21 protein-coding genes are annotated in these 21,412 nt (G+C 65.7%); 6 read left to right on the plus strand and 15 right to left on the minus strand.

Translation table 11 applies throughout. The features are described 5' to 3' along the window. Window position 1 precedes the first annotated feature (1 nt). On the minus strand, window positions 2–601 hold the full coding sequence (locus tag ACI48D_RS06625; RefSeq protein WP_435570422.1) for a molybdopterin-dependent oxidoreductase: 600 nt from the start codon (window positions 599–601) through the stop codon (window positions 2–4). A 62-nt stretch (window positions 602–663) separates the two neighbouring features. On the opposite strand from ACI48D_RS06625, the gene ACI48D_RS06630 reads away from it, so the two are divergent. Further along, window positions 664–1,260, plus strand: coding sequence for an alpha-ketoglutarate-dependent dioxygenase AlkB family protein (locus tag ACI48D_RS06630; RefSeq protein ID WP_435570423.1), 597 nt, complete (start codon window positions 664–666; stop codon window positions 1,258–1,260). A 180-nt stretch (window positions 1,261–1,440) separates the two neighbouring features. Then, entirely contained in the window at window positions 1,441–1,962 is a 522-nt protein-coding gene (locus ACI48D_RS06635; RefSeq protein WP_435570424.1) for a porin family protein, read from the plus strand. Between the two features lie 108 nt (window positions 1,963–2,070). On the opposite strand, the gene ACI48D_RS06640 is transcribed toward ACI48D_RS06635, so the two are convergent. From ACI48D_RS06640 to rarD, 7 genes are all read right to left on the minus strand, one after another. Further along, window positions 2,071–2,616: an REP-associated tyrosine transposase gene (locus ACI48D_RS06640; RefSeq protein ID WP_435570425.1), complete on the minus strand. Its 546-nt coding sequence runs from the start codon at window positions 2,614–2,616 to the stop codon at window positions 2,071–2,073. Window positions 2,617–2,888: 272 nt separating this feature from the next. Then, on the minus strand, window positions 2,889–3,536 hold the full coding sequence (locus ACI48D_RS06645; RefSeq protein WP_435570426.1) for a GNAT family N-acetyltransferase: 648 nt from the start codon (window positions 3,534–3,536) through the stop codon (window positions 2,889–2,891). A gap of 1 nt (window position 3,537) precedes the next feature. Further along, on the minus strand, window positions 3,538–4,563 hold the full coding sequence (locus ACI48D_RS06650; protein ID WP_435570427.1) for a GNAT family N-acetyltransferase: 1,026 nt from the start codon (window positions 4,561–4,563) through the stop codon (window positions 3,538–3,540). A 10-nt stretch (window positions 4,564–4,573) separates the two neighbouring features. Then, on the minus strand, window positions 4,574–5,512 hold the full coding sequence (locus tag ACI48D_RS06655; protein WP_435570428.1) for a GNAT family N-acetyltransferase: 939 nt from the start codon (window positions 5,510–5,512) through the stop codon (window positions 4,574–4,576). A 13-nt stretch (window positions 5,513–5,525) separates the two neighbouring features. Further along, window positions 5,526–6,479 (minus strand): hypothetical protein, encoded by a 954-nt coding sequence (locus tag ACI48D_RS06660; RefSeq protein WP_435570429.1) that lies wholly within the window; start codon window positions 6,477–6,479, stop codon window positions 5,526–5,528. 177 nt (window positions 6,480–6,656) lie between these two features. Next, the gene (gene ettA / locus ACI48D_RS06665; protein ID WP_435570430.1) at window positions 6,657–8,324 is read right to left on the minus strand and encodes an energy-dependent translational throttle protein EttA; all 1,668 of its coding nucleotides are present in this window, start codon (window positions 8,322–8,324) and stop codon (window positions 6,657–6,659) included. A gap of 117 nt (window positions 8,325–8,441) precedes the next feature. Continuing rightward, complete coding sequence (gene rarD, locus ACI48D_RS06670; protein WP_435570431.1) at window positions 8,442–9,329, minus strand: EamA family transporter RarD; 888 nt, start codon at window positions 9,327–9,329, stop codon at window positions 8,442–8,444. A gap of 179 nt (window positions 9,330–9,508) precedes the next feature. Between rarD and ACI48D_RS06675 the strand changes: the two genes are divergently transcribed. The 4 genes from ACI48D_RS06675 to ACI48D_RS06690 all read left to right on the plus strand — a co-directional run bounded on the left by ACI48D_RS06675 (window position 9,509) and on the right by ACI48D_RS06690 (window position 13,674). After that, complete coding sequence (locus tag ACI48D_RS06675) at window positions 9,509–11,386, plus strand: potassium transporter Kup (RefSeq protein WP_435570432.1); 1,878 nt, start codon at window positions 9,509–9,511, stop codon at window positions 11,384–11,386. A 106-nt stretch (window positions 11,387–11,492) separates the two neighbouring features. Then, window positions 11,493–11,951 (plus strand): FKBP-type peptidyl-prolyl cis-trans isomerase, encoded by a 459-nt coding sequence (locus ACI48D_RS06680; RefSeq protein ID WP_435570433.1) that lies wholly within the window; start codon window positions 11,493–11,495, stop codon window positions 11,949–11,951. A gap of 91 nt (window positions 11,952–12,042) precedes the next feature. After that, the gene (locus tag ACI48D_RS06685; protein WP_435570434.1) at window positions 12,043–12,258 is read left to right on the plus strand and encodes an ATP-binding protein; all 216 of its coding nucleotides are present in this window, start codon (window positions 12,043–12,045) and stop codon (window positions 12,256–12,258) included. A 108-nt stretch (window positions 12,259–12,366) separates the two neighbouring features. Further along, window positions 12,367–13,674 (plus strand): MFS family transporter, encoded by a 1,308-nt coding sequence (locus ACI48D_RS06690; RefSeq protein ID WP_435570435.1) that lies wholly within the window; start codon window positions 12,367–12,369, stop codon window positions 13,672–13,674. Here the strand turns inward: ACI48D_RS06690 and ACI48D_RS06695 are convergent. The 7 genes from ACI48D_RS06695 to prfA form a co-directional block, all read right to left on the minus strand. Next, the gene (locus ACI48D_RS06695) at window positions 13,667–14,122 is read right to left on the minus strand and encodes a GNAT family N-acetyltransferase (protein WP_435570436.1); all 456 of its coding nucleotides are present in this window, start codon (window positions 14,120–14,122) and stop codon (window positions 13,667–13,669) included. The genes ACI48D_RS06690 and ACI48D_RS06695 overlap by 8 nt on opposite strands. A 28-nt stretch (window positions 14,123–14,150) precedes the next feature. Continuing rightward, window positions 14,151–15,194, minus strand: a complete 1,044-nt coding sequence (locus ACI48D_RS06700; protein WP_435570437.1) for a histone deacetylase family protein — start codon at window positions 15,192–15,194, stop codon at window positions 14,151–14,153. A gap of 18 nt (window positions 15,195–15,212) precedes the next feature. Continuing rightward, entirely contained in the window at window positions 15,213–16,808 is a 1,596-nt protein-coding gene (gene gshA / locus ACI48D_RS06705) for a glutamate--cysteine ligase (protein ID WP_435570438.1), read from the minus strand. Window positions 16,809–16,907: 99 nt separating this feature from the next. Beyond that, window positions 16,908–18,746, minus strand: coding sequence for a DUF885 domain-containing protein (locus ACI48D_RS06710; RefSeq protein ID WP_435570439.1), 1,839 nt, complete (start codon window positions 18,744–18,746; stop codon window positions 16,908–16,910). 85 nt (window positions 18,747–18,831) lie between these two features. Continuing rightward, the gene (gene prmC, locus ACI48D_RS06715) at window positions 18,832–19,662 is read right to left on the minus strand and encodes a peptide chain release factor N(5)-glutamine methyltransferase (protein ID WP_435570440.1); all 831 of its coding nucleotides are present in this window, start codon (window positions 19,660–19,662) and stop codon (window positions 18,832–18,834) included. Then, the gene (locus ACI48D_RS06720; RefSeq protein ID WP_435570441.1) at window positions 19,662–20,132 is read right to left on the minus strand and encodes a disulfide bond formation protein B; all 471 of its coding nucleotides are present in this window, start codon (window positions 20,130–20,132) and stop codon (window positions 19,662–19,664) included. The genes prmC and ACI48D_RS06720 overlap by 1 nt, the downstream gene beginning before the upstream one ends. Window positions 20,133–20,276: 144 nt before the next feature. Next, the gene (gene prfA, locus ACI48D_RS06725) at window positions 20,277–21,353 is read right to left on the minus strand and encodes a peptide chain release factor 1 (RefSeq protein ID WP_435570442.1); all 1,077 of its coding nucleotides are present in this window, start codon (window positions 21,351–21,353) and stop codon (window positions 20,277–20,279) included. Between the last annotated feature and the right edge of the window lie 59 nt (window positions 21,354–21,412).

The following is a 21,412-nucleotide window of genomic DNA, read 5'->3' on the forward strand; positions in this document are numbered from 1 at the left end:
CTCAAGCACGTCGATCAATTACTTCAACGTGATACAGCGCCCACGGGCAAGCCGCAAAGCGCTGCGCCAGCGGCTGCGCGGCCATCTCCGGCACCCGGTCGGCATCGTACACGGCCCATAGCGGCCCCAATCCTCCCAGCGGCATTGGCTTGCCGTCCACGTGCGTGGCGACGATGAAGCGCCGCGCACGCGCCTGGGCCAGCGGCAGCTCGACGTTGTAGCCGTCCACCGCGCGCAGCACCAGCACCGTCTTGTCCCCGAGCGCGGCACCGGCGCGCGCCAGCACGTCCACCAGGAGCGGGCCGCGCAGCGTGTGCGTCTTGCCGTCGTATTCCAGGGTCGGGTGGATCGTCACCGCGGGCAAGGCGCGCAGTGCGGCGTCGTCGAACACGTAGGCTTTGCGGAAGCTCACCCCATGCTTGTGCATCATCTGGTCGAGCGCCGGGTCGAAGGGACCGCGGTTGGCGTGGGCGATGGCGCCGGTGAGCGTCAGCAGGGCCGGACCGTCCGGCGGCGCGGGCAGGGAAGCGCCGGCGGCCTGGCCGCCGAAGGGAAGGGCGCCGGCCGCTGCCGCCGCGCCGAGGAACTGGCGTTTGTTCATGCGAAAATGTCCTGTCGATGGGATCCCGCCATCATAGCTTTTACTCTTTTATATTTGTCTGAATGGACCTGTTCCCCTTCGATGCGGGCCTGCAGCCGATCCCGATCGAGGATGGCGAACTGGCACTGCTGCCCCAACTTCCGCTGCCGATCGACAACGCCGAGGTCTTCGCGCGCCTGCTGCGCGACACCGAGTGGCGCCATGAATCCGTGGTGGTGTACGGCAAGCGCCACCTGCAGCCGCGCCTGACGGCCTGGCACGGCGAAGCCGGCTATGGCTATTCCGGCCTGTATCTTGCGCCGCTGCCGATGACGCCGCTGCTCGAGCAATTGCGCGGCGCGGTCGAAGGCGCCACCGGCCATCGCTACAACAGCGTGCTGCTGAACTACTACCGCGACGGCGCCGACAGCATGGGCATGCACAGCGACGACGAGCCGGAACTGGGTCCGCATCCCGCCATCGCCTCGCTCAGCTATGGCGCCGCCCGAGCCTTCATCCTGCGCCATAAGCGCACTGGGCGAACGCTGAAATTCGACCTTGCAGACGGCAATTTGTTACTGATGGCAGGTGCTTTGCAGCAAAATTGGCTGCACGGGATCAATAAGACTGTAAAACCGGTAGGACCCAGGCTCAACCTGACTTTCCGTTACATCGCTTAAATTCTAGGCATCTGCAATCAATACCGATCATTTTATTAATGAATAACGGGTCATTAAGTTACATCTTATTACAGTTCTTACGAATTGAGCACTGACTTGAGCATTTGGCACTGTTATCTTGACTACATCGCGATTCCTTTTGCATCGCGAACCAGTCAACCAAAGTAAAGGATGTCGAATATGAAAAAGCTCATCGTTGCACTGATCGCAGGCGCCGCCGCTATGTCCGCAGCACAAGCCCAGAACTTCACCGATAACCCGCACGCTTACGTCGGCGTTGGTGTCAGCTCTGCCAAGAACGTCCAGCTGGACGACTACAAGGCTTCCGCCAAGATCTACGGCGGCTACGAACTCAACCGCACTTGGGCTGCTGAAGCCGGCTACACCGATTTCGGTACCAATACTTTTGCCAACGGCAATACCAAGGGCGACAGCTACTACGTGGCTGCCAAGGCAACGATGCCGATCAACGATCAGTTCTCTGCTTACGGCAAGCTGGGCGTCGAACACAGCGAGCGCAAGCTGAACACCGCTGGCCTGAACCTGTCGAGCAACGATACCGGCGCCTACGGTGCCCTGGGCGTGCAGTACAAGCTGAACCAGCAGGTCGCACTGACCGCCGAGTACGAGCGCTATGGCAAGGAGAAGGATTTCGGCGCCAAGGCGAACGTCTGGACCGTCGGCGCGCACTACAACTTCTAAGCGCAGCACTGCAGCGTGGGACGATTCAGGCCAGTGGCCTGAATTGCGTGCCCACGCCTGACGCTTGCGTCATGTTAAAAAAGGGCCTTTGTGGCCCTTTTGCTTTTTTCAGAGCGGCGCCCGGGACGGCGCATGCAGTGGCTGCATCCAGGGCGGCAAGGCCAGCGGCGCCTGCGGCGCGCCGAAGCCGGCGGCGACGAAGCGGTGCAGCGAAGACCACGGCCATTCCGTCGCCTGCTCGCAGAAGCCGTGGCGCATCGGGTTGCTGTGCACATAGTCGATCAGGTCCGTGTACTCGTTGTCGTCGCCGACGCGGTAGTCGCGGTAGTGGGGCTCCCAGATCGCCGCATCGGCCGTGCCCGCCGGGCTGGCGGCCTGTCCGGTCTTGTGCAGGGCCTTGGAAAAGGCGATTTTGACGGCGCGCCAGCGCGTGGCGCAGTCATGGTCGCCGGGCGGCAGGGTCCAGATCGCGTGCGCGTGGTTGGGCAATACCACCCAGGCATCGACGTGGAAGGGCTTGCGGATCCTTGCCTGGCGCATGGCTTCGCCGAACGCCGAGAAATAATCCGTCAGCAAAGTGCTATTCCGGTCCAGCAGCCGTACCGTAAAAAAGTACGTCATGCCGGGAACGCGGTTATCGCGGTAACGTGTCATGGATGGATGTGGCGAAAGCCGACCTCAACGACGCCCGATTCTACACATGAGATGGGAACCGGGCCGATCCATTTCCGCGCGAAAAATATGGACGCGCCCGCTCGGGAAACCAGGTGCCAGCATTGCCCGGAACGCTGTCCGCACCGGACGAACGGCAAAAAAAAGCTCCCGGTGGGGAGCTTTTGTGGCTTTGGCGCGACTGAATCGACGCGGGTCGTTCAGGCAGCTCAGGCAGTAAGCGGCTTGTAGCGGATGCGCTTCGGCTTCGCGCCTCAGCGCACTACGCGCAAGTCACGGTGCGCACCGACAGTCCCGAGGTAGCGTCCACCCCGACTGGCCAGCAGCCAGCCGCCATGCTGCCAGCCCAGGCTCAGGAAGGTGTTCACGGAGCGCAGGTTGGTTGCCTGTACGTGGGAGAGGCAGATCTGCAGTCCTTCCTGCGCCATGCTGGACGCAGTGGCGACCAGCAGCTTCTTGGCCCAGCCGCCGCGCCGGCTTGACGGGTGGGTGTACAGGAAGCTCAGGAACGCATTGCGCGGTCCCACCTTGCACGTGAGCGGGCACGGCGTATCGGTGTGGGCGGTGCCGACGTCGATCCGGGTCTGCGAGCGCACAGCGCCGTCTTCGACCAGCGCGTAGATCCGCCCGCCTTGCGCAAGCACCTGGCGCACCCCGGCCCCGGTATGCGGTCCGATCTGGTCGAGCAGGCTGTCGGGACAGCGCGCCAGGTCGTCCTCGGAGACGAGCCGCAGCAGCGTACAGCCCGGCGGGCATGCCGTGCCCGCGTCGCGCAGCGGCAGCGCAAACAGCGTGTACACATCGAGCGCCAGCGCCTTGCGCAGCAGCCAGAAGCTCAGGCTACGCAGGCCGCCGCGTTCCCGCAGCAGCGCTACCCGTTCGTGGTTCCACAGCGCGCGCATGCTAGAGCGGCTCCCAGCCGGACAAGGCCGTTTTCAGCATTCGGTACCCGACTGCGCCGACCAGTCCCGGCCGGAACAGGATCAGGTCCATCATCCGCGCGCCCGGCTGCGCGCCCCAGCGCTGCTTGTAGCCGGAGTCGCCCTGGCCCCAGTCCACCAGGCGCAGGCCGCGCTCGATCGCGTCCTGGAAAATGTCGAGCGAGAGCAGCGAGCCCGGGCTGGACGCCTTCCACGCCTCGTCATAGCCGTTGGCCACGATGCACATCGTCTGCCCATGTTCGAGGTGCAGCGAAAAGGCGATTTCGCGGCCGCCGCACGACAGCAGCCACAGCACGACCTCCGGCCCGTCGCCATGCTGGGCGAGCCGCGACCAGTAAGCCTGATTCTGCACACCCACGAGCTTGACTTCCTTGCCCTGCTGGCCAACCCAGGAGGCCTGCTCGACCAGCGCTGCGCGCTGCAACAGCGATGCGGCGCAGCTTCCGGTGAGCCGGTGCCGTTCCGTGGTCACCGCGCCCTGCTTGTCGAGGCGGCGGCGCAGGTAGGCGATGTTCTTCCACAGCGATCCGCTGACCTGCGCCTGCAGCGCCTCCTTCGACGCTGGCAGGGTCAGCTCGAACACCTGCCCGCTTTCCTGTTTCAGGCCACGCCAGCCGTGCGCGCGCAACAGGGTAATGAAACGCTGGGTATCGGTGTCGCCGTCGATGAGCGGTCCCATGCGCAGCATGGCGCCGCACGGGCGCCTGGTCAGCTCGGCGGCGAGCCCGGCCAGTGCCTGCTCGCCGGCACCAGGCTCGACGGCCACGCCGCGCCACGGCCAGTAGTAGCCGCCTAGCGCCCACAGGTCCAGCTTGCCTGCGCGCTTGCGCGCGAACGCGACCTCGGCGCCCGGGGCGCGGACCACCGCCAGCGGGCCGCGCCAGCCATTGCCGGGCAAGTAGGCCTGTTCCCACGCCGCAGCGGTATGCGCGCGCACGAAACCGCGCCGCGCCAGCACATCGGATGCCACATCGAGTCCCTCAGCCATGTCGCCCCCCTCAGCCATGTCCGCGGATCAGCCGGCGCACTTTTGCCTTGACCCCATAACGGTCCAGCAGCTGGCCTGCCCAGCCGGAAAAGCGGTCCATCAGCGCGTGGCCGCGGACGATGGCGGCATTGCGCAGCGTGGACCGCACCAGGAATACGTGGGCGCACTGGCGCTGGTGAGTGGCGAACAGGCGCTTGTGGTCGGACTGGCCTTCGGTGAAGTCGAAGTAGCGCAGACCGCCTTCATTGAACATCTCCTCCAGCGCCAGCCACTGCAGTACGGTGCCGACCGACAGATGCATGTAGGCCGGGTCGTAACCCAGGTAGGCGTAGATGGCGACGCCGTCCTCGACCGGGCAATACAGGTAGGAGACCGGCCGCTCGCCGTCGAACAGCACGTAAGCGCGCAATTGCCCACTGGCGGCCAGCGCGCGGGCGCGCTCCATGAACTCGGGCGTGTCGGGCAGGCCCGCGTCCAGCAGCTTTTCCTGGTAGGTCAGCTTCGACACGGCGCGCGCCAGCTCGAAGAGGGCCGGGACCTCGTCCGGGCGGCGGTAAGAATGCCATTTCAAGGTGCCGCCGCAGTGCTCGGTGTACTTGCGGATCTTGCGGTTGATGGTCGAGCGCGTCTTGGACGAGAACTTCTTCTGGTACTCCTCGAAAGAGGTGTTCAGGTCGATGTAGCAGTGCTGGTACTGCAGCGGGACGTAACGCAGGAACGGGCCGGACCGGGCTACGCGCGGCAGTGCTTCGTCGACCGGCAGACGCCGCAGCGCGAAGCCTTGGCTGCCCGGCACCAATTGGTCTTCGCCGGGAATGGCGATGCCCTCGGGATTGCCCGCCTCGGCCAGCCCGATCGAGCGCAACTGCAGGCGGATCGGTGTCTGGAACAAGGTCCAGTCGCTCAGCTGGAACTTGAACGGCACGTCACGCATTTGCCATGGATTCATTCTTGCCCCCATCTCAGTGCACCAGCCGGCGCGCGGCCTGGGCCACGTAGCGCTGCGCAGTGGCCAGCGGCGACACCTGCGGCAGCTCCCAGTCCGGCGGTGCCGCCGGGACCACGGACGGATCGAAGGACGCGGTCGGGAACTGCGCCGCGTTGCGGCCGAGCCATTCGCACAGGCCGGCGAAGCGGCGCGTGACGATCCGGTCTTCGCTGCGGCGGTCGGCGCTCAGGAGTTCGAAGTTGTGCGATACCAGCGTCGCCGCCGGCAGGCCCTGGTCGCGCGCGCGCGTCAGGCCCTGCACCAGCTCGGCGAGCGAGCAGGCGGTGATCTGCATCGGGCGTACGCGCCCGAATCCGTCGCGGAACAGCGTCACCGGGTACTCGGCGATGCCCTCGATGTGCGAGGGGTGCAGCGAGCGCGCGCTGCCCTTGTCCGGATACGGGAAATCGAAACAGGCGTTCATGCTGGAGTCGACCTTGACGCCGATGCGCGCCAGCGCTCGCAAGGTGTCGGCGTTGGCCGAGTAGTTCCCGCTGCGGAACGCGGTCGGGCGCGGCGCCCCGGCCTCCACCAGGCGGCCGGCGGCAGCGTCCAGCATCGCGGCCTGTTCGTCCAGCGAAAACCGGTGCAGCATCGGCGTCTTCTTGCGGCGCGGGACGATCTCGTTGGGCAGTTCGTCCAGCCATTCCGGATGGATGTGCATCTGCACGTCCTGACCCGCCTCCATGATCAGTCCGACCATTTCCTGCAGGGCGTCCAGTCCGTAGTAGTAGGAAAACAGCGGCTCGACAAAGAACACCGCCCGCAGCCCGTTGTCGCGCAGGATCTGCAGGTTGACCGGCAGGGCTCCGCGCTCGTGCGGCGGCGGGCCGTACGTGAGGCGACGGAATGCCGCCGGCAAGCGGGCCGCCATGTCGGTCCAACCATCGGCCCAGATCTCGACATCGTACGTAAGGTGAACTTGCATGAATGGTCGACATCTTAATGAATTGATAATTTGAAATTATCTTACACTTTTGCAAGTCCTTCCAACATTTTTCGCCTATCGTGCGCGCCCCCCGAAGTGTTTGCGGAACATCAGCCGGATGCTTGGATGGTCAAAAAAAATCCCCACAATGTGGGGATTTTTTCATGCAGCAAGCATTTAGCTCGACAGCGGCTTGTAGCGGATGCGCTTCGGCTTCGCGCCTTCTTCACCCAGGCGCTTCTTCTTGTCGGCTTCGTATTCCTGGTAGTTACCGTTGAAGAAGGTGACTTGCGAGTTGCCTTCGAAAGCCAGGATGTGGGTCGCGATACGGTCCAGGAACCAGCGATCGTGCGAGATCACCATCACGCTGCCGGCGAATTCCAGCAGCGCGTCTTCCAGTGCGCGCAGGGTTTCGACGTCCAGGTCGTTCGACGGTTCGTCCAGCAGCAGGACGTTGCCGCCTTGCAGCAGGGTTTTCGCCAGGTGCAGGCGGCCGCGTTCGCCACCCGACAGGTTGCCGACCACCTTCTGCTGGTCCGCGCCCTTGAAGTTGAAGCGGCCGAGGTAGGCGCGCGACGGCATCTCGAAGCGGCCGACGCTCAGCATGTCGGCGCCGCCGGTGACGTCTTCGAACACGGTCTTGTTGTTGGCCAGCTCATCGCGATGCTGGTCGACCAGCGACACTTTCGCGGTCTGGCCGATCACGACTTCGCCGCTGTCCGGCTGTTCTTTACCGGCGATCATCTTGAACAGGGTCGACTTACCGGCGCCGTTCGGGCCGATGATGCCGACGATCGCGCCCGGCGGCACGGTGAACGACAGGTTGTCGATCAGGAGGCGGTCGCCGAAGGCTTTGCTGACGTTCTTGAATTCGATGACTTCGTTGCCCAGGCGCTCGGCGACCGGAATGAAAATCTCCTGGGTCTCGTTGCGCTTCTGGTATTCGTATTCGCTCAGCTCATTGAAGCGGGCCAAGCGGGCCTTCGACTTGGCCTGGCGTGCCTTCGGGTTCTGGCGCGACCACTCCAGTTCTTTCTGCAGTGCCTTCTGGCGTGCCGATTCGGTCGCTTCTTCCTGCTTCAGGCGTGCCTGCTTCTGGTCCAGCCAGGACGAGTAATTGCCCTTCCACGGAATGCCCGAACCGCGGTCCAGTTCCAGGATCCATTCGGCGGCGTTGTCGAGGAAGTAGCGGTCGTGGGTGATACCCACCACGGTGCCGGGGAAGCGCAGCAGGAACTGCTCCAGCCACTCGACCGATTCGGCGTCCAGGTGGTTGGTCGGCTCGTCCAGCAGCAGCATGTCCGGCTTGCTCAGCAGCAGCTTGCACAGTGCCACGCGGCGCTTCTCGCCACCGGACAGCACGCTGATCTTCTGGTCCCACGGCGGCAGGCGCAGCGCGTCGGCGGCCATTTCCATCTGCAGGTTCAGGTTGCCGCCATCGGCTGCGGCGATGATCGATTCCAGGCGCTCCTGCTCTTTCGCCAGGGCGTCGAAATCGGCGTCTTCTTCCGCGTAGGCGGCGTACACGGCTTCCAGTTTCGCTTGCGCCTCGAAGGCTTCGCCCAGCCCGCTTTCCACTTCCTGGCGCACGGTCTTGTCCGGATCCAGCTGCGGCTCCTGCGGCAGGTAGCCGATGTTCAGGCCCGGCATCGGGCGCGCTTCGCCCTGGATGTCGGTGTCGATGCCGGCCATGATCTTCAGCAGGGTCGACTTGCCCGAGCCGTTCAGGCCCAGCACGCCGATCTTCGCGCCCGGGAAGAAGGACAGCGAGATGTCCTTCAGAATCTGGCGTTTCGGTGGGACGATCTTGCCCACGCGGTTCATGGTGTAGACGTAATTGGCCATGTGATATTGGTAAATTCGATGAGAAATAAGGACGACAGGATACTGTAAAAAACCGGGGTCAGACTCCGGTTTTAGGAAATTGCCCAAAACTGGAGTCTGACCCCGGTTTGATGCTGCTTAAGCTTGCTTGGTGGTTGCGCTTGACGGGCGGCGCAGCAGGCCCTCTGCGGCGAACAGTGCCAGCGCCAGCCAGATCAGTACGAAGCCGACCAGGCGGTCGGCCGAAAACGGTTCGTGGAACAGCCACACGCCGAGCAGGAATTGCAGGGTCGGCGACAGGTATTGCAGCAGGCCCAGCGCCGACAGCGGGATCTGGCGCGCGCCCGAGGCGAACAGCAGCAGCGGGATCGCGGTGATCGGCCCGGCCGCTGCCAGCAGCAGGCGGGTGGTGGTCGATTCCGTGTTGATGAAGGCATTCTGGCCGTGCATGGTCAGCCACAGCACGTAGGCGCCCGCCACCGGAAACAGCACCATGGTCTCGAACGACAGGCCCTCGAGCGCGCCCAGCGCCGCGGTCTTGCGCAGCAGGCCGTAGCCGCCGAAGGATAGCGCCAGCGCCAGCGAGATCCAGGGCACGGCCCCGGCCTGCCAGGTCAGCCAAGCCACGCCCAGCGCCGCCACCGCGATCGCCATCCACTGCGCGCGCCGCAGGCGTTCCTTCAGCAGCAGGTAGCCGAGCGAGATGTTCACCAGCGGGTTGATAAAATAGCCCAGGCTGGATTCGATCACGTGGCCGTTGTTGACCGCCCAGATATAGATCAGCCAGTTCACGCTCAGCAGCACGGCCGAGGCGACGAAGCTCCAGAAGATGCGCGGCTGGCGCACCAGGTTGAGCCAGGCCCATTGGCGGCGCACGGCCAGCACGATCAGCAGGAACAGCAGCGACCACAGCATGCGGTGCGCCAGGATCTGCAGCGGCGGCACCTCGCCGATGGCGTGGAAATACAGCGGGAACAGGCCCCAGCACAAAAAGGCCGAGGCGGCGGAAAGAATGCCGGTACGCATGGGATCGCGGGGGATGTGACGAGGGTCGACATTATCCCTGAACTGGGACCGGCTTGCTGGCGAGCTTGCCATTTTTCTATTCGCTGAGACAATGGCGTCCTTGAAAGACGGAATTCAGCTTGTCTTTCCACGTTCAATATTCTATTGTGCAACGCACCAAAACAAGCAACGGTGAAATCTTGACGGCGCAACATAAGAAAAGCAGCATCGCAGCGCTGACCGTGTCCGCGGTCGGCATCGTCTATGGCGACATCGGCACCAGCCCGCTGTACACCCTGAAGACCATCTTCGATCCGGCCCACGGCCTGGCGCTGACCACGCCGAACCTGCTGGGCATCGTGTCGCTGATCTTCTGGGGCCTGACGATGATCGTCTCGCTCAAGTACGTGACCCTGGTGTTGCGTGCCGACAACCGCGGCGAGGGCGGCATCATGGCCCTGATGGCGCTGGCCCTGAACTCGGTCACGCGCGGCTCGCGCTGGCACTACGTGCTGATGTTGATCGGTGTGTTCGGCGCCACCATGTTCTACGGCGACAGCGTGATCACGCCGGCGATTTCGGTGCTGGGCGCGATCGAGGGCCTGGAAGTGGCCACCCCCGGCCTGGAAAAATACGTGGTGCCGCTGACCATCATCGTGCTGGTGATCCTGTACAGCGTGCAGCGCCACGGCACCGCCGGCATCGGCCGCTGGTTCGCCCCCGTCATGCTGGTCTGGTTTGCGGTGCTGGCCGTGATGGGCGTGATCAACATCGCCCAGGCTCCCGTCATCCTGCAGGCCCTGAACCCGCTGCACGCCTTCGAGTTCATGCTGCGCAACCGCTTCGTCGCCCTGGTCGCGCTGGGCGCGGTGGTGCTGGCCTTCACCGGCGCCGAAGCGCTGTACGCCGACATGGGCCACTTCGGCAAGAAGCCGATCCGCATGGCCTGGTTCATGGTCGTGTTCCCGGCGCTGGCGCTGAACTATCTTGGCCAGGGAGGCCTCCTGATCACGCATCCGGATGCCTTGGAAAATCCCTTCTTCCGCCAGCTCGGCAGCTGGAGCGTGCTGCCGCTGGTGGTGCTGTCGACGATGGCGGCGGTGATCGCCTCGCAGGCCACCATTTCCGGCACCTTCTCGATGACCAAGCAGGCCATCGCCCTCGGGCTCCTCCCGCGCATGCGCGTGATGCACACCTCGGAAAGCGAGATCGGCCAGATCTACATCCCGGCCGTCAACTGGCTGCAGCTGTCGGTGGTGCTGATCGCGGTGATCGGCTTCGGCTCGTCCGACAAGCTGGCCGGCGCCTACGGGATCGCGGTGACGGCGACCATGTTCGCCACCACGATCCTGACTTTCTTCGTGATCCGCTACCGCTGGCACCTGCCGCTGTGGCTGTGCTTTGGCGCCACCGGCTTCTTCATGATCATGGACGTGATGCTGTTCTCGTCCAGCACCCTCAAGCTGCTGCACGGCGGCTGGTTCCCGCTGCTGCTGGGCGCGATCCTGCTGACCACCATGCTGACCTGGAAGCGCGGGCGCGAACTGGTGTTCGAGAACCTGGAAAAGCATGCGATCCCGCTCGACGACTTCCTGCAGTCGCTGTTCGTCGGCCCGCCGACGCGCGTGGCCGGCACCGCAATCTTCCTGCGCGGCGAAACCGACGGCGTGCCGCACGCGCTGCTGCACAACCTGCTGCACAACAAGGTGCTCCACGAGCGCGTCATCTTCCTGACCGTGCACATGCGCGAGGAACCCTATGTGCCCGAATCCGAGCAGGTGAAGGTGGAAGCGCTGGGCCACAACTGCTACCAGCTGAACGTCGCTTACGGCTTCAAGGACGAGGCCTGCATTCCCGACATCCTGCGCCTGTGCGGCCTGCAAAACCTGGAATTCGAGATGATGGAGACCTCCTTCTTCATCGCGCGCCAGACCGTGATCTCGGTACCGGGATCGGGGATGATGCCGTGGCGCGAGCACCTGTTCGTGCTCATGCAGCGCAACGCGCGCACCGCCGCCGATTACTACCAGATCCCGGCCAACCGCGTGATCGAACTGGGCACGCAGGTGGAGATTTAAGGACAAAGCCGTACAAATTCCGCACAGTCCTTGCACAGACAGTCCCGGCGGCCCTTGCTATGGTCGGAGTTTGCCTGATTAAACTTCGATCATTTCAAGGAGCACCATGAAACTGTTGTCCTTCCCGCTGGCCGCCGCCTTCGCCGCCGTGTTGAGCCTGACCGCCTGCGGCGGCGGCGGTGGCGATTCCGGCAGCGGCAACGCGAGCAACCCGGCCGCCACCGTCAAGATCACCGATACCGTGGTCGGCACCGGCGCCGAAGCGGCCGCCGGCAGCCATGTGCTGGTCAACTACACGGGCTGGCTGTACAGCGCCAGCGCCGCCGGCAACAAGGGCGCGCAGTTCGATACCAGCGCGGGCAGGGGTCCCTACGAGTTCATCGTCGGCGGCAATGTGATCCAGGGCTTCAGCCAGGGCGTGAAGGGCCTGAAGGTGGGCGGCAAGCGCACCATCGTGATCCCTTCCGTGCTCGGCTACGGCCCCAGCGGCAGCCAGAATATCCCACCGAACACCGACCTGGTATTCGACGTCGAGCTGGTGAAAGTCTGCGGCGCCACCTGCTGACGCCGCGTAGCCCCTCTTACTCGCGCAGGCCCCCGATCGGGGCACGCTCGACGAACCTCCCTAGGTAGCGCTGGATCGCCGCGCCCGGCTGGTGCGTGGTGCCCGCCAGCGCATCGAAGTCAGCGACAACGGCCCCGGCGTGCCGGACGGGCTGGCGGGGCACATCTTTACCCCCTTCTTCACGACCAAGAAGCAGGGCGGCGGGATCGGCCTGGCGATGGTGCGCCACCTGGTGCACGAGAATGGCGGCACGGTGCACCATGCGCGCTCGGTCGGGCGCGGGGCGCGCTTCGTCATCAGGTTCTGAACACCCGTGGAAGCCGGGAGCTTATGGAACGTGCATCGTGAGTAAATGATATGCTTGCTCCTTGGCCGCGCCCACGCCGCGGCGTAATAACGGAAACCGGAGAGAGTAATGACAGCAACAGCGGACAATATAGAAGCCCAAGCAATCCACGACCTCACGCCGCGCCAGCGAGTGTTCGCGATTATCGGCGCGTCGTCGGGCAACCTGGTCGAGTGGTTCGACTTTTACATCTACTCGTTCTGCGCGCTGTATTTCTCGTCCGCGTTCTTCCCGAAGGCCGATCCCACCGTCCAGCTGCTGAACACCGCCGGCATCTTCGCCGCCGGTTTCCTGATGCGCCCGATCGGCGGCTGGCTGTTCGGCCGCATCGCCGACCGCTACGGCCGCCGCAACTCGATGATGATCTCGGTGCTGATGATGTGCGGCGGCTCGCTGATGATCGCGGTGCTGCCGACCTATGCCGCGATCGGTACGGCGGCGCCGGCGCTGCTGCTGGTGGCGCGCCTGTTCCAGGGCCTGTCGGTGGGCGGAGAATACGGCACCAGCGCCACCTACATGAGCGAGGTGGCCGAGCCGGGCCGTAAAGGCTTCTATGCCTCGTTCCAGTACGTGACCCTGATCGGCGGCCAGCTCGCGGCCCTGCTGGTGCTGGGCATCCTGCAGCTGTTCCTGTCGCACGACGAACTGGTGGCCTGGGGCTGGCGCATTCCCTTCGTGGTCGGCGCCGCCACGGCCGTGGTGTCGCTCTACCTGCGCCGCTCGCTGCACGAGACCACCACCGAAAGCGAGCGCAAGAACAAGGCCGCCGGCAGCGTGGCCGCACTGCTGCGCAAGCATCCGCGCGCCTTCGTGACAGTGCTCGGCTTCACCGCCGGCGGTTCGCTGATCTTCTACACCTTCACCACCTACATGCAGAAGTACCTGGTCAACACAGTGGGCATGAACACCAAGACCGCGAGCGCCATCATGACCGTGTGCCTGCTGATCTACGCGGCCATGCAGCCGCTGTTCGGCGCGCTGTCGGACCGCATCGGCCGTAAAACGTCGATGATCGCCTTCGGCGCCCTGGCGACGATCTGCACCGCGCCCATCATGTTCACGCTGCGCGGCGTCACCAGCCCGGTGATGGCGGGCGTCCTGATCGTCTGTGCGCTGGCCATCGTCAGCCTGTACACCTCGATCTCGGGCCTGATCAAGGCCGAGATGTTCCCGGTCGAAGTGCGCGCGCTGGGCGTGGGCCTGTCTTACGCGGTGGCCAATGCCATCTTCGGCGGTTCGGCCGAATACATGGGCCTGTGGTTCAAGCAGGCCGGCACCGAGTCGTATTTCTACTGGTACGTCAGCTTCATGTGCCTGCTGGCCTGCATTGTGGCGATCCGCATGCCGGATCCGCAGAAGTCCGGCCTGCTCAAGTAAGCAGCATATCGATGTGCAGGATGCCGTCTTCGTCGTAGGGTTCGGAGACGGTGACGAAACCGAAGCCGGCGTAGAAGCGCTCCAGGTGAGCCTGGGCGCCGATGCGGATCGCGTGGCCCGGGTGCAGCTGGTGCGCCAGCGCGATGCCCTGCGCTACCAGCTCGCGCCCGAGGCCGGTGCCGCGCGCGGCCGGGCTGGTGACCACGCGGCCGATCGACATCTCCTCGTATTTGGCACCCGGCGCCAGGCAGCGCAGGTGGGCCACCAGTTCCGGCTTGCCGCCCTTGTCGCGCCAGCCGAGCAGGTGGTGGGCGCCTGGGTCGAGGCCATCGATGTCCGGGTACAGGCAGGTCTGCTCGAGCACGAACACTTCCTGGCGCAGCGCCAGCATTGCATACAGCTGCGCGACCGTCAGGTCGGCGAAGCCGCTCCATTGCCAAGTAATCATACGTTTATTTATATAGACAATTGTTTGTTCAGGCCGCCGTCTCGAAGCCTTCGAGTACGTTGACCACGTTGATGCCAAGCTCGGGCACGACGGAACCCCCTTCGAACACGAACACGCTGGGTAGGCCGAGGTAGCCGATGCGCTCGCCGATGCGCAGGAAGTCCGCGCTGGAGAGATTGAAGTGCGAGCGCGGATCGCCGCCGAAGGCATCCACACCCAGCGACACCACCAGCGCCTGCGGCGCGAACATCGAGATCTTGAGGCAGCTCGATTCCAATGCCGCGAACCACTGGGCGGCCGTGGCGCCGTGCGGCAGCGGCAGGTTCAGGTTGTAGCCGAGGCCTTCTCCTGCACCCGTTTCGTCGGCATGGCCGAGGTAGAAGGGATAGTCCTGGCGCGGATCGGCGTGGATCGAGGTGAACAGCACGTCCTTGCGATGATAAAAAATGCTCTGGGTGCCGTTGCCGTGGTGGTAGTCGATGTCGAGGATGGCGACGCGCTGCAGGCCGTCGTCCAGCAGGTGCTGGGCCGCCAGCGCCGCATTGTTCAGGAAGCAGTAGCCGCCGAAGTAATCCGCGCCCGCGTGGTGGCCGGGCGGACGGGTCAGCGCAAAGCTGCCGTGCTCGCCCAGGCGCAGCGCGTGGGCCGCGTTGACGGCGCAGTCGGCCCCGGTCTTGGCCGCGACCCAGGCGCCGGCCGTGAGCGGGCTGCCGTTGTCCATCGAGTACAGGCCGAGGCGGGCCGTAAAATTGTCCGGCTCGACGTCATGGCGCATCGTGCGGATCGGCCACACGGAGGGTAAGGCATCGCGCTCCGCATTGCGCGGGTCGAGCTGCAGCCATTCGCTCCAGGCGCTGCGCAGAAAGTGCAGGTAGCGCGGCGTGTGCACCCGCTCCAGCGACACCAGCGGCACCCCGTGCGGCGTGACGATCCGGCCGAGGCCGCGCCGGCTCAGTTCCGCGACGACAAGGTCGGCCCGCTCGGGCTTTTCCGAACACGGGACACGTTCGCCGCGCAACATTTCGTAGCGGGCGGCATGTTGGGAGTGGTGTTCGTTGTAAAAGGTGAGCAAGGTCCGCCCTGGCTGGCTTCAGCTGTTACAGCACAGTGTACTGCTGTTATAAGCCGCAACAAAATCGTCGAAGCTGCCGGTGTCGGCGCGCTCGATCTGCTCCTGCTCGGAGAGTGACACCCGCGCCATCTCGTCGAACACGGCCACCTCGGCCGGCATCAGGGCGTCGGCGCGGAAGGCTTGCGCGTGCAGCGCGCTCTGCTGCAGGCCGAACTTGGCGAACGAGCCGAGTTCGCGCACCGCCGCCAACACCTTGTGCGAGGGCGTCAGCGTGGGGTCCAGTACTTTGGCCTTCTGCGCGTCGAGCGACTCGACGTGCACGCCCTTGACATTGTGTTCGCTGTCCAGCAGCTCGGCCAGCGGGCGGATGCGCTCGATCAGTTCCAGCGCCCAGTCCGAAAGCAGCACTTCCTGGTCGTCGCGGGTGAGCGTCAGGTCGGGGCGGCGGCCTTCCTTCACGGTGCGGGCGAAGTTGCGCGCATGGATCTGTCCTTCCATCGCATTGATCTTCGGGCTTTCCTCGAGCGCGCAGAACAGCAGGAAGGCGTCCAGGAAGCGGCCGGTTTCCAGCGCGATGCCGACCGGTTCGAACGGATCGACGTCCAGGCAGCGCACCTCGATGTACTGCACGCCGCGGTTGCACAGCGCCTGCACCGGGCGCTCGCCGGTCCGGATCACGCGCTTCGGGCGGATCGTCGAATAGTACTCGTTCTCGATCTGCAGGATGTTGGTCGACAGCTGGATCCACTCGCCATCCTTCTTGGTGCCGAGTTCGGCATACGGCGGATAAGGGCGGTTGACCGCATCCATCAGCGAGGTGACGTAGCTCTCCAGGCTGTTCTCGTGCGGGCGCAGGCCGGACTGGGCGTCGTTCTGGTAGCCCAGGTCGCTCATGCGCAGGCTGGTCGCGTACGGCAGGTAGAGGGTGTCGTCGGACAGCGTCTCGAGCTGGTGCGGGCGGCCGCGCAGGAAGCCCTTGGCCAGCGCCGGAGAAGCGCCGAACAAATACATCAGCAGCCAGCTGTAGCGGCGGAAGTTGCGGATCGTCGCGATATAGCTTTCGGACTGGAAGTCGCGCAGCGCATGGCGGCGTTCTTCCATGATGCCTTCGCTTTGGGCGATCAGGGTCCACAGCTGTTCCGGCAGCGAGTAGTTGTAGTGGATGCCGGCGATGCATTGCATGGCCTTGCCGTAGCGCAGCGCCAGGCCACGGCGGTAGACGTGCTTGAGCATGCCGATGTTCGAGCTGCCGTACCAGGCGATCTCGATCTCTTCCTCGGACGGCAGCTCGCACGGCATCGACTGGCTCCACAGCATCTCGTCGCCCAGCTTGCTGTAGGCGTAGCGGTGGATCGCGTCCAGGCGGTGGATGGCCAGGCCGATGTCGTGCTCGGTCGGGGTGATGAATTCGAGCAGGGTTTCCGCGTAGTCGGTGGTGATCTGCGGGTGGGTCAGGGCCGAGCCGAGTTGCACCGGATGAGGCGTGCGTGCCAGGTGGCCCTGGCCGTCGACGCGCAAGGTCTCGCGCTCGATGCCGCGCAGGCCCTGCTGCAGCAGGCCGCGATGGGCGTCGTCGTCCAGCAGGGCCAGGCGCCTATTCAATTGATTCGACACGGTTTTTCCTTTCTTGTACTGCCGATGAGGTGCAGAGAGTAACCGAAAAATGCCAAGCGCGCCGGGACCCCCTCAATTCCGCAGATTATGACGATTTTGTTAAGGATTCGTGACCGGCGCGGGGGCTGGCGCAGGTGCCGGAGCAGGCATCTGGGCGGCGATCCAGCGCCTGACCTGGCGTGCCAGCATATCCAGCGGCAGGGCGCCGTTGTCCAGCACGGCGTCGTGGAAGGCGCGGAGGTCGAAGCGCGCGCCGAGCGCCGACTGGGCTTCGAGCCGCAGCGAGGCGATACGCAGTTGGCCGAGCTTGTAGCCCAGCGCTTCTCCCGGCCGGACGATGTAGCGGTCGACCTCGACCTCGTTGTCGGAGGGCGGGTTCGCGGTGTTCGCGTTCAGGTAGTCGAGCGCCTGCTGGCGCGACCAGCCCAGCGCGTGGATGCCGGTGTCGGCCACCAGCCGCGCCGCGCGCAACAGCTCGTCGGCCAGGTAGCCGAAGCGCGAGAACGGGTCGCGCAGCAGGCCCAGTTCCGGGCCCAGGCTCTCCGCGTACAGGGCCCAGCCTTCGCCGTACGCGTTGTACCAGCCGTAGCGCCGGAACGCCGGCAGCGCGGCATTCGCCTGGGCGCGCGCGACCTGCAGGTGGTGGCCGGGCACGCCTTCGTGCAGGGCGAGGGTCTCGATCTCCCACATCGGCCGGGTGTTCAGGCGCGCGGTGTTGATCACCAGCGCCGCCACGCGGTCCGGACTGCCGGCTTCGTAATAGGCCGCGCCCTGGTCCTCGGCGCCGGCGGCCTGCACCGGCTTGACCGCCAGTTCGTCGGACGGGACCGCGTTGAACAGCAGCGGCAGGTGGCTGCCGGCGCGCGCGAGGGTGCGCCGGTAGCGGTTCAGCAGCGCGTCGGCGTCGCTGAAGAACAGGCGCGGATCGCTGCGCGCGAAGGCGATGAATTGCGCCAGATTGCCGCGGAAGCCGGTGCGCGGCACCAGCGCCGCGATCTCGGCGCGGATGCGCGCCACTTCCTTCAGCCCCAGGTCGTGGATCTCGGCCGGGGTCAGGTTGGTGGTGGTGGCGCTTTTTACCAGGAAGGCATACCACGAGGCCCCGCCGGGCAGGCTGGAGGCGGCGATGCTCGACCGCGCGGCCGGCAGGTACTCGTTGCGCACGAAGTCCTCGAGCTGCTGCAGGCTGGGCGCCAGGCCGGCGACGGCGGCCTGCCCGTCCAGCGCCAGCTTGTCGCGCACTTCCTGGGGAATGGTGGCGGGCAGCCGGCGGAAGGGGGCGGACAGCGCGCCGTCGCCCAGGTGCTCGCGCAGTGCGCGCAGCTGGGCCGGCAGGCCGGCCATCACCACCTTCGGTGCGGTCCAGCCGCTACGCATCCCTTCGCGCAACTGCTCGACGATGCCGTCGATGTGGCGCGGCACCGCGTTCAGGCGGGCGATGTAGGCGCGGTAGTTGTCCTCGGTGACGAAGGGCATCTGCGCGGCCAGCTGCGGCAGGCGGATGTGGATGCCGTCGCGCGCCGTGATCGGCTGCGGGTCGAAGGGCACGAAGGCAGCCTGCGCCAGCCGCCTTTCCTTGTCGGCGGCGAACAGGTCGAGCGATACCAGGTCCTGGCCGCCGAGCTGGCTGCGGTCGAGCTGGCGCGCCAGCTCCAGCATGTGCAGGTCGTGTTCCAGGGGCCGGGCGGCGCCGGACAGCGAGGTATCGGAGAGCTGCCCGTCGTAGCGGTGGTCGCCGACCGAGGTGGCGAACTCCGGCTCGTGCTTCAGCCGCCACTGCCAGTCGCGTTCGAACAGGGCGCGCGCCTGTTCCTTGGCGCCGTCGGCAGCGCCGGCGCGCGGGGACGCCAGCAGGAAGGCGGCGGCCAGCAGGGTGGCGGTGAACAGGGGAAACGTCAGCCGGGCCGCGAACAGCCGGGGCGCGGGCAGTCGAGGCATCGCAGGGCTCCGGGAAGTGAGCGGGTCATTGTAACAAACAGGGCCGCAGGCCCGCGCCGGCATGGATCTAGGTGGGTCGAGGTGGCTATGACCCGGCGAACCTGGCGCCGCTGACGCGTTCGATCCCGGCCAGGTCGCGCCAGCTCTGCGCATCGAGGTAGCCGCCGGCCTCCAGCAGCGCGCGCACGCTTGCGGCCTGGTCGTAGCCGTGCTCCATCAGCAGCCAGCCGCCGGGGACCAGGTGGCGCGGGCTGCCGCCGACGATGGCGCGCAGCGCCGACAGGCCGTCCGCATGGTCGGTCAGGGCGCCGGCCGGTTCGAAGCGCAGGTCGCCTTGGGACAGGTGTTCGTCGCCGGCGGCGATGTAGGGCGGGTTCGAGACGATCAGCTCGAAGCTCTCGTTGGCGTCGAGCGCGGAAAACCAGTCGCTGCGCAGGAAGCGCACGCGGGCCTGGTTATTCGCCGCGTTGCGGCGCGCGACCTCGAGGGCCGCCTCGCTGACGTCCAGCGCGGTCACGGCAGCGTCCGGGCGCGCGTGCGCGACGGCGACCGCGATCGCGCCGCTGCCGGTGCCCATGTCGAGCAGGCGGCCGTTCTGCGGCAGGCGCTCGATGGCGAGTTCCACGGCCAGTTCCGTGTCCGGACGCGGGATCAGCACCGCGTCGCTGACCTCGAAGTCGAGGCCGAAGAACTCGCGCTTGCCGACGATGTAGGCGATCGGCTCGCCCGCCAGGCGGCGCCGCACCAGCGTCTCCAGGCGCGCGGCCTGCGCTTCATCGAGGGCCTGCTCGGCGCGGGTGATCAGCTGCACGCGCGACAGCCCGGTCGCGTGGCACAGCAGGATGCGGTTTTCCAGCGGATCGAGGGGCAGGCTGGCCTGCAGCTCGCGCAGGCTGGTGCCGGGTTGGACCGTCATCAGCGTACGCGGCGCGCCAGCACCCAGACCAGGCTCGCGGTCAGGATCGCGAACCAGACGGCCGACCACTGCGGCACGTTCAGGCCCAGCACCGTGTCCTGGGCCGCTTCGCACAGGCCATCGGCGCGGAACAGCCAGGGCAGGGCAGTCGCGGTCGGGATCTTGTTCAGCACGGTTTCCATGGGGTCGATCCCGCATGAGAAACCCGGATGGGCCAGCACGTACAGGTGCTTGCCCACCACGCCCAGCCCACCCAGCGCGCACAGCAGCGCGAGCGCGCCCAGCGCCTTGATCTTGTTCGCGAAGGCGCCGATCAGGCTGAAGATCGCGATGCCCAGGAACAGGTAGCGCTGGATCACGCACAGCGGGCAGGGCAGCATGTCCCTGGCGTGCTGCAGATAGAGGGCGGCGCCGACCAGGGCAATGCTGACGGCGGCGATCAGGAGCAGGGCGTTACGCGAACTGAGCATGGAATTTCCTGTGATGGCAATCTTTCGATTTTCGCACGGCGAGACTTAACTTGGCCTGAATCAAACCGGGGTCAGAGCCCGATTTTTGGAAATATCCGGCAGGCTCTTTCCAGAATCGGGAGTCTGACCCCGGTTTGATGTTCGTCAGTCGCCGAGGGCGGCCAGCAGCTCGGCCTGGTGTTCGGCGGACAGGGCGTTGGTCAGCTCGTTCAGGTCGCCGTCCATGATCATGTCCAGTTTATATAGCGTCAGGTTGATCCGGTGATCGGTCAGGCGGCCCTGCGGGAAGTTGTAGGTGCGGATGCGTTCGCTGCGGTCGCCGGAGCCAATCAGGCTCTTGCGGGTGGCCGCTTCCTTGCTCTGCTGTTCGCGCAGCTGCACGTCCTTGATGCGCGCGGCCAGGACCTTCATCGCCTGCGCCTTGTTCTTGTGCTGGCTGCGGTCGTCCTGGCATTCGACCACGATCCCGGTCGGCAGGTGGGTGATCCTCACTGCGGAGTCGGTCTTGTTGATGTGCTGGCCGCCGGCGCCGCTCGCGCGGTAGGTGTCGATGCGCAGGTCGGCCGGGTTGATCTGCACGTCCTCGACCTCGTCCGCTTCCGGCATTACCGCCACCGTGCAGGCCGAGGTGTGGATCCGGCCCTGGGTCTCGGTGGCCGGCACGCGCTGCACGCGGTGGCCGCCGGACTCGAACTTCAGCTTCGAATACACGCCGTTGCCGATGATGCGCACGATGACTTCGCGGTAGCCGCCCAGGTCCGACGGCGATTCCGACACCACCTCGACCTGCCAGCGGTTGCGTTCGGCGTAGCGGGTGTACATGCGCAGCAGGTCGCCGGCGAACAGGGCCGACTCGTCGCCGCCGGTGCCGGCACGGATCTCGAGGAAGATGTTGCGCTCGTCGTTCTCGTCCTTCGGCAGCAGCATCTTCTGCAGCTCCAGGTCGAGCTGGGCCAGGCGTTCTTTGGCGGACTCGATCTCGTCCTGGGCCAGCTCCTTCATCTCCGGGTCGGACAACATCTCCTGCGCCGTGGCGATGTCGTCCTGGGCGCTCTGGTACTGGTGGTAGACGGCGACCAGCGGGCCGAGCTCGGCGTGCTCGCGGCTCATCTTGCGGAAGCTCTCCATGTTCGAGGTGGCGCCTTCGGTCGCCAGCAGTTCGTCCAGTTCGACGAGGCGGTTGGCCAGTTGGTCCAGCTTGGCCAGCATGGATGGTTTCATAGTGTTCGGGTCGGAATGGGATCAGGCAAGCCGCGCAGGCGGCACGGGCGCGGGGGAGG

Source organism: Massilia sp. LXY-6, from assembly GCF_051233485.1.
Taxonomy (GTDB): domain Bacteria; phylum Pseudomonadota; class Gammaproteobacteria; order Burkholderiales; family Burkholderiaceae_D; genus Telluria.

What these genes read in the sequence shown, in the direction of transcription:
- ACI48D_RS06625 (WP_435570422.1), bottom strand. Translation starts at nt 601, where the DNA reads ATGAACAAACGCCAGTTCCTCGGCGCGGCGGCAGCGGCCGGCGCCCTT.
- ACI48D_RS06630 (WP_435570423.1), top strand. Translation starts at nt 664, where the DNA reads ATGGACCTGTTCCCCTTCGATGCGGGCCTGCAGCCGATCCCGATCGAG.
- ACI48D_RS06635 (WP_435570424.1), top strand. Translation starts at nt 1,441, where the DNA reads ATGAAAAAGCTCATCGTTGCACTGATCGCAGGCGCCGCCGCTATGTCC.
- ACI48D_RS06640 (WP_435570425.1), bottom strand. Translation starts at nt 2,616, where the DNA reads ATGACACGTTACCGCGATAACCGCGTTCCCGGCATGACGTACTTTTTT.
- ACI48D_RS06645 (WP_435570426.1), bottom strand. Translation starts at nt 3,536, where the DNA reads ATGCGCGCGCTGTGGAACCACGAACGGGTAGCGCTGCTGCGGGAACGC.
- ACI48D_RS06650 (WP_435570427.1), bottom strand. Translation starts at nt 4,563, where the DNA reads ATGGCTGAGGGACTCGATGTGGCATCCGATGTGCTGGCGCGGCGCGGT.
- ACI48D_RS06655 (WP_435570428.1), bottom strand. Translation starts at nt 5,512, where the DNA reads ATGAATCCATGGCAAATGCGTGACGTGCCGTTCAAGTTCCAGCTGAGC.
- ACI48D_RS06660 (WP_435570429.1), bottom strand. Translation starts at nt 6,479, where the DNA reads ATGCAAGTTCACCTTACGTACGATGTCGAGATCTGGGCCGATGGTTGG.
- ettA (WP_435570430.1), bottom strand. Translation starts at nt 8,324, where the DNA reads ATGGCCAATTACGTCTACACCATGAACCGCGTGGGCAAGATCGTCCCA.
- rarD (WP_435570431.1), bottom strand. Translation starts at nt 9,329, where the DNA reads ATGCGTACCGGCATTCTTTCCGCCGCCTCGGCCTTTTTGTGCTGGGGC.
- ACI48D_RS06680 (WP_435570433.1), top strand. Translation starts at nt 11,493, where the DNA reads ATGAAACTGTTGTCCTTCCCGCTGGCCGCCGCCTTCGCCGCCGTGTTG.
- ACI48D_RS06690 (WP_435570435.1), top strand. Translation starts at nt 12,367, where the DNA reads ATGACAGCAACAGCGGACAATATAGAAGCCCAAGCAATCCACGACCTC.
- ACI48D_RS06695 (WP_435570436.1), bottom strand. Translation starts at nt 14,122, where the DNA reads ATGATTACTTGGCAATGGAGCGGCTTCGCCGACCTGACGGTCGCGCAG.
- ACI48D_RS06710 (WP_435570439.1), bottom strand. Translation starts at nt 18,746, where the DNA reads ATGCCTCGACTGCCCGCGCCCCGGCTGTTCGCGGCCCGGCTGACGTTT.
- prmC (WP_435570440.1), bottom strand. Translation starts at nt 19,662, where the DNA reads ATGACGGTCCAACCCGGCACCAGCCTGCGCGAGCTGCAGGCCAGCCTG.
- ACI48D_RS06720 (WP_435570441.1), bottom strand. Translation starts at nt 20,132, where the DNA reads ATGCTCAGTTCGCGTAACGCCCTGCTCCTGATCGCCGCCGTCAGCATT.
- prfA (WP_435570442.1), bottom strand. Translation starts at nt 21,353, where the DNA reads ATGAAACCATCCATGCTGGCCAAGCTGGACCAACTGGCCAACCGCCTC.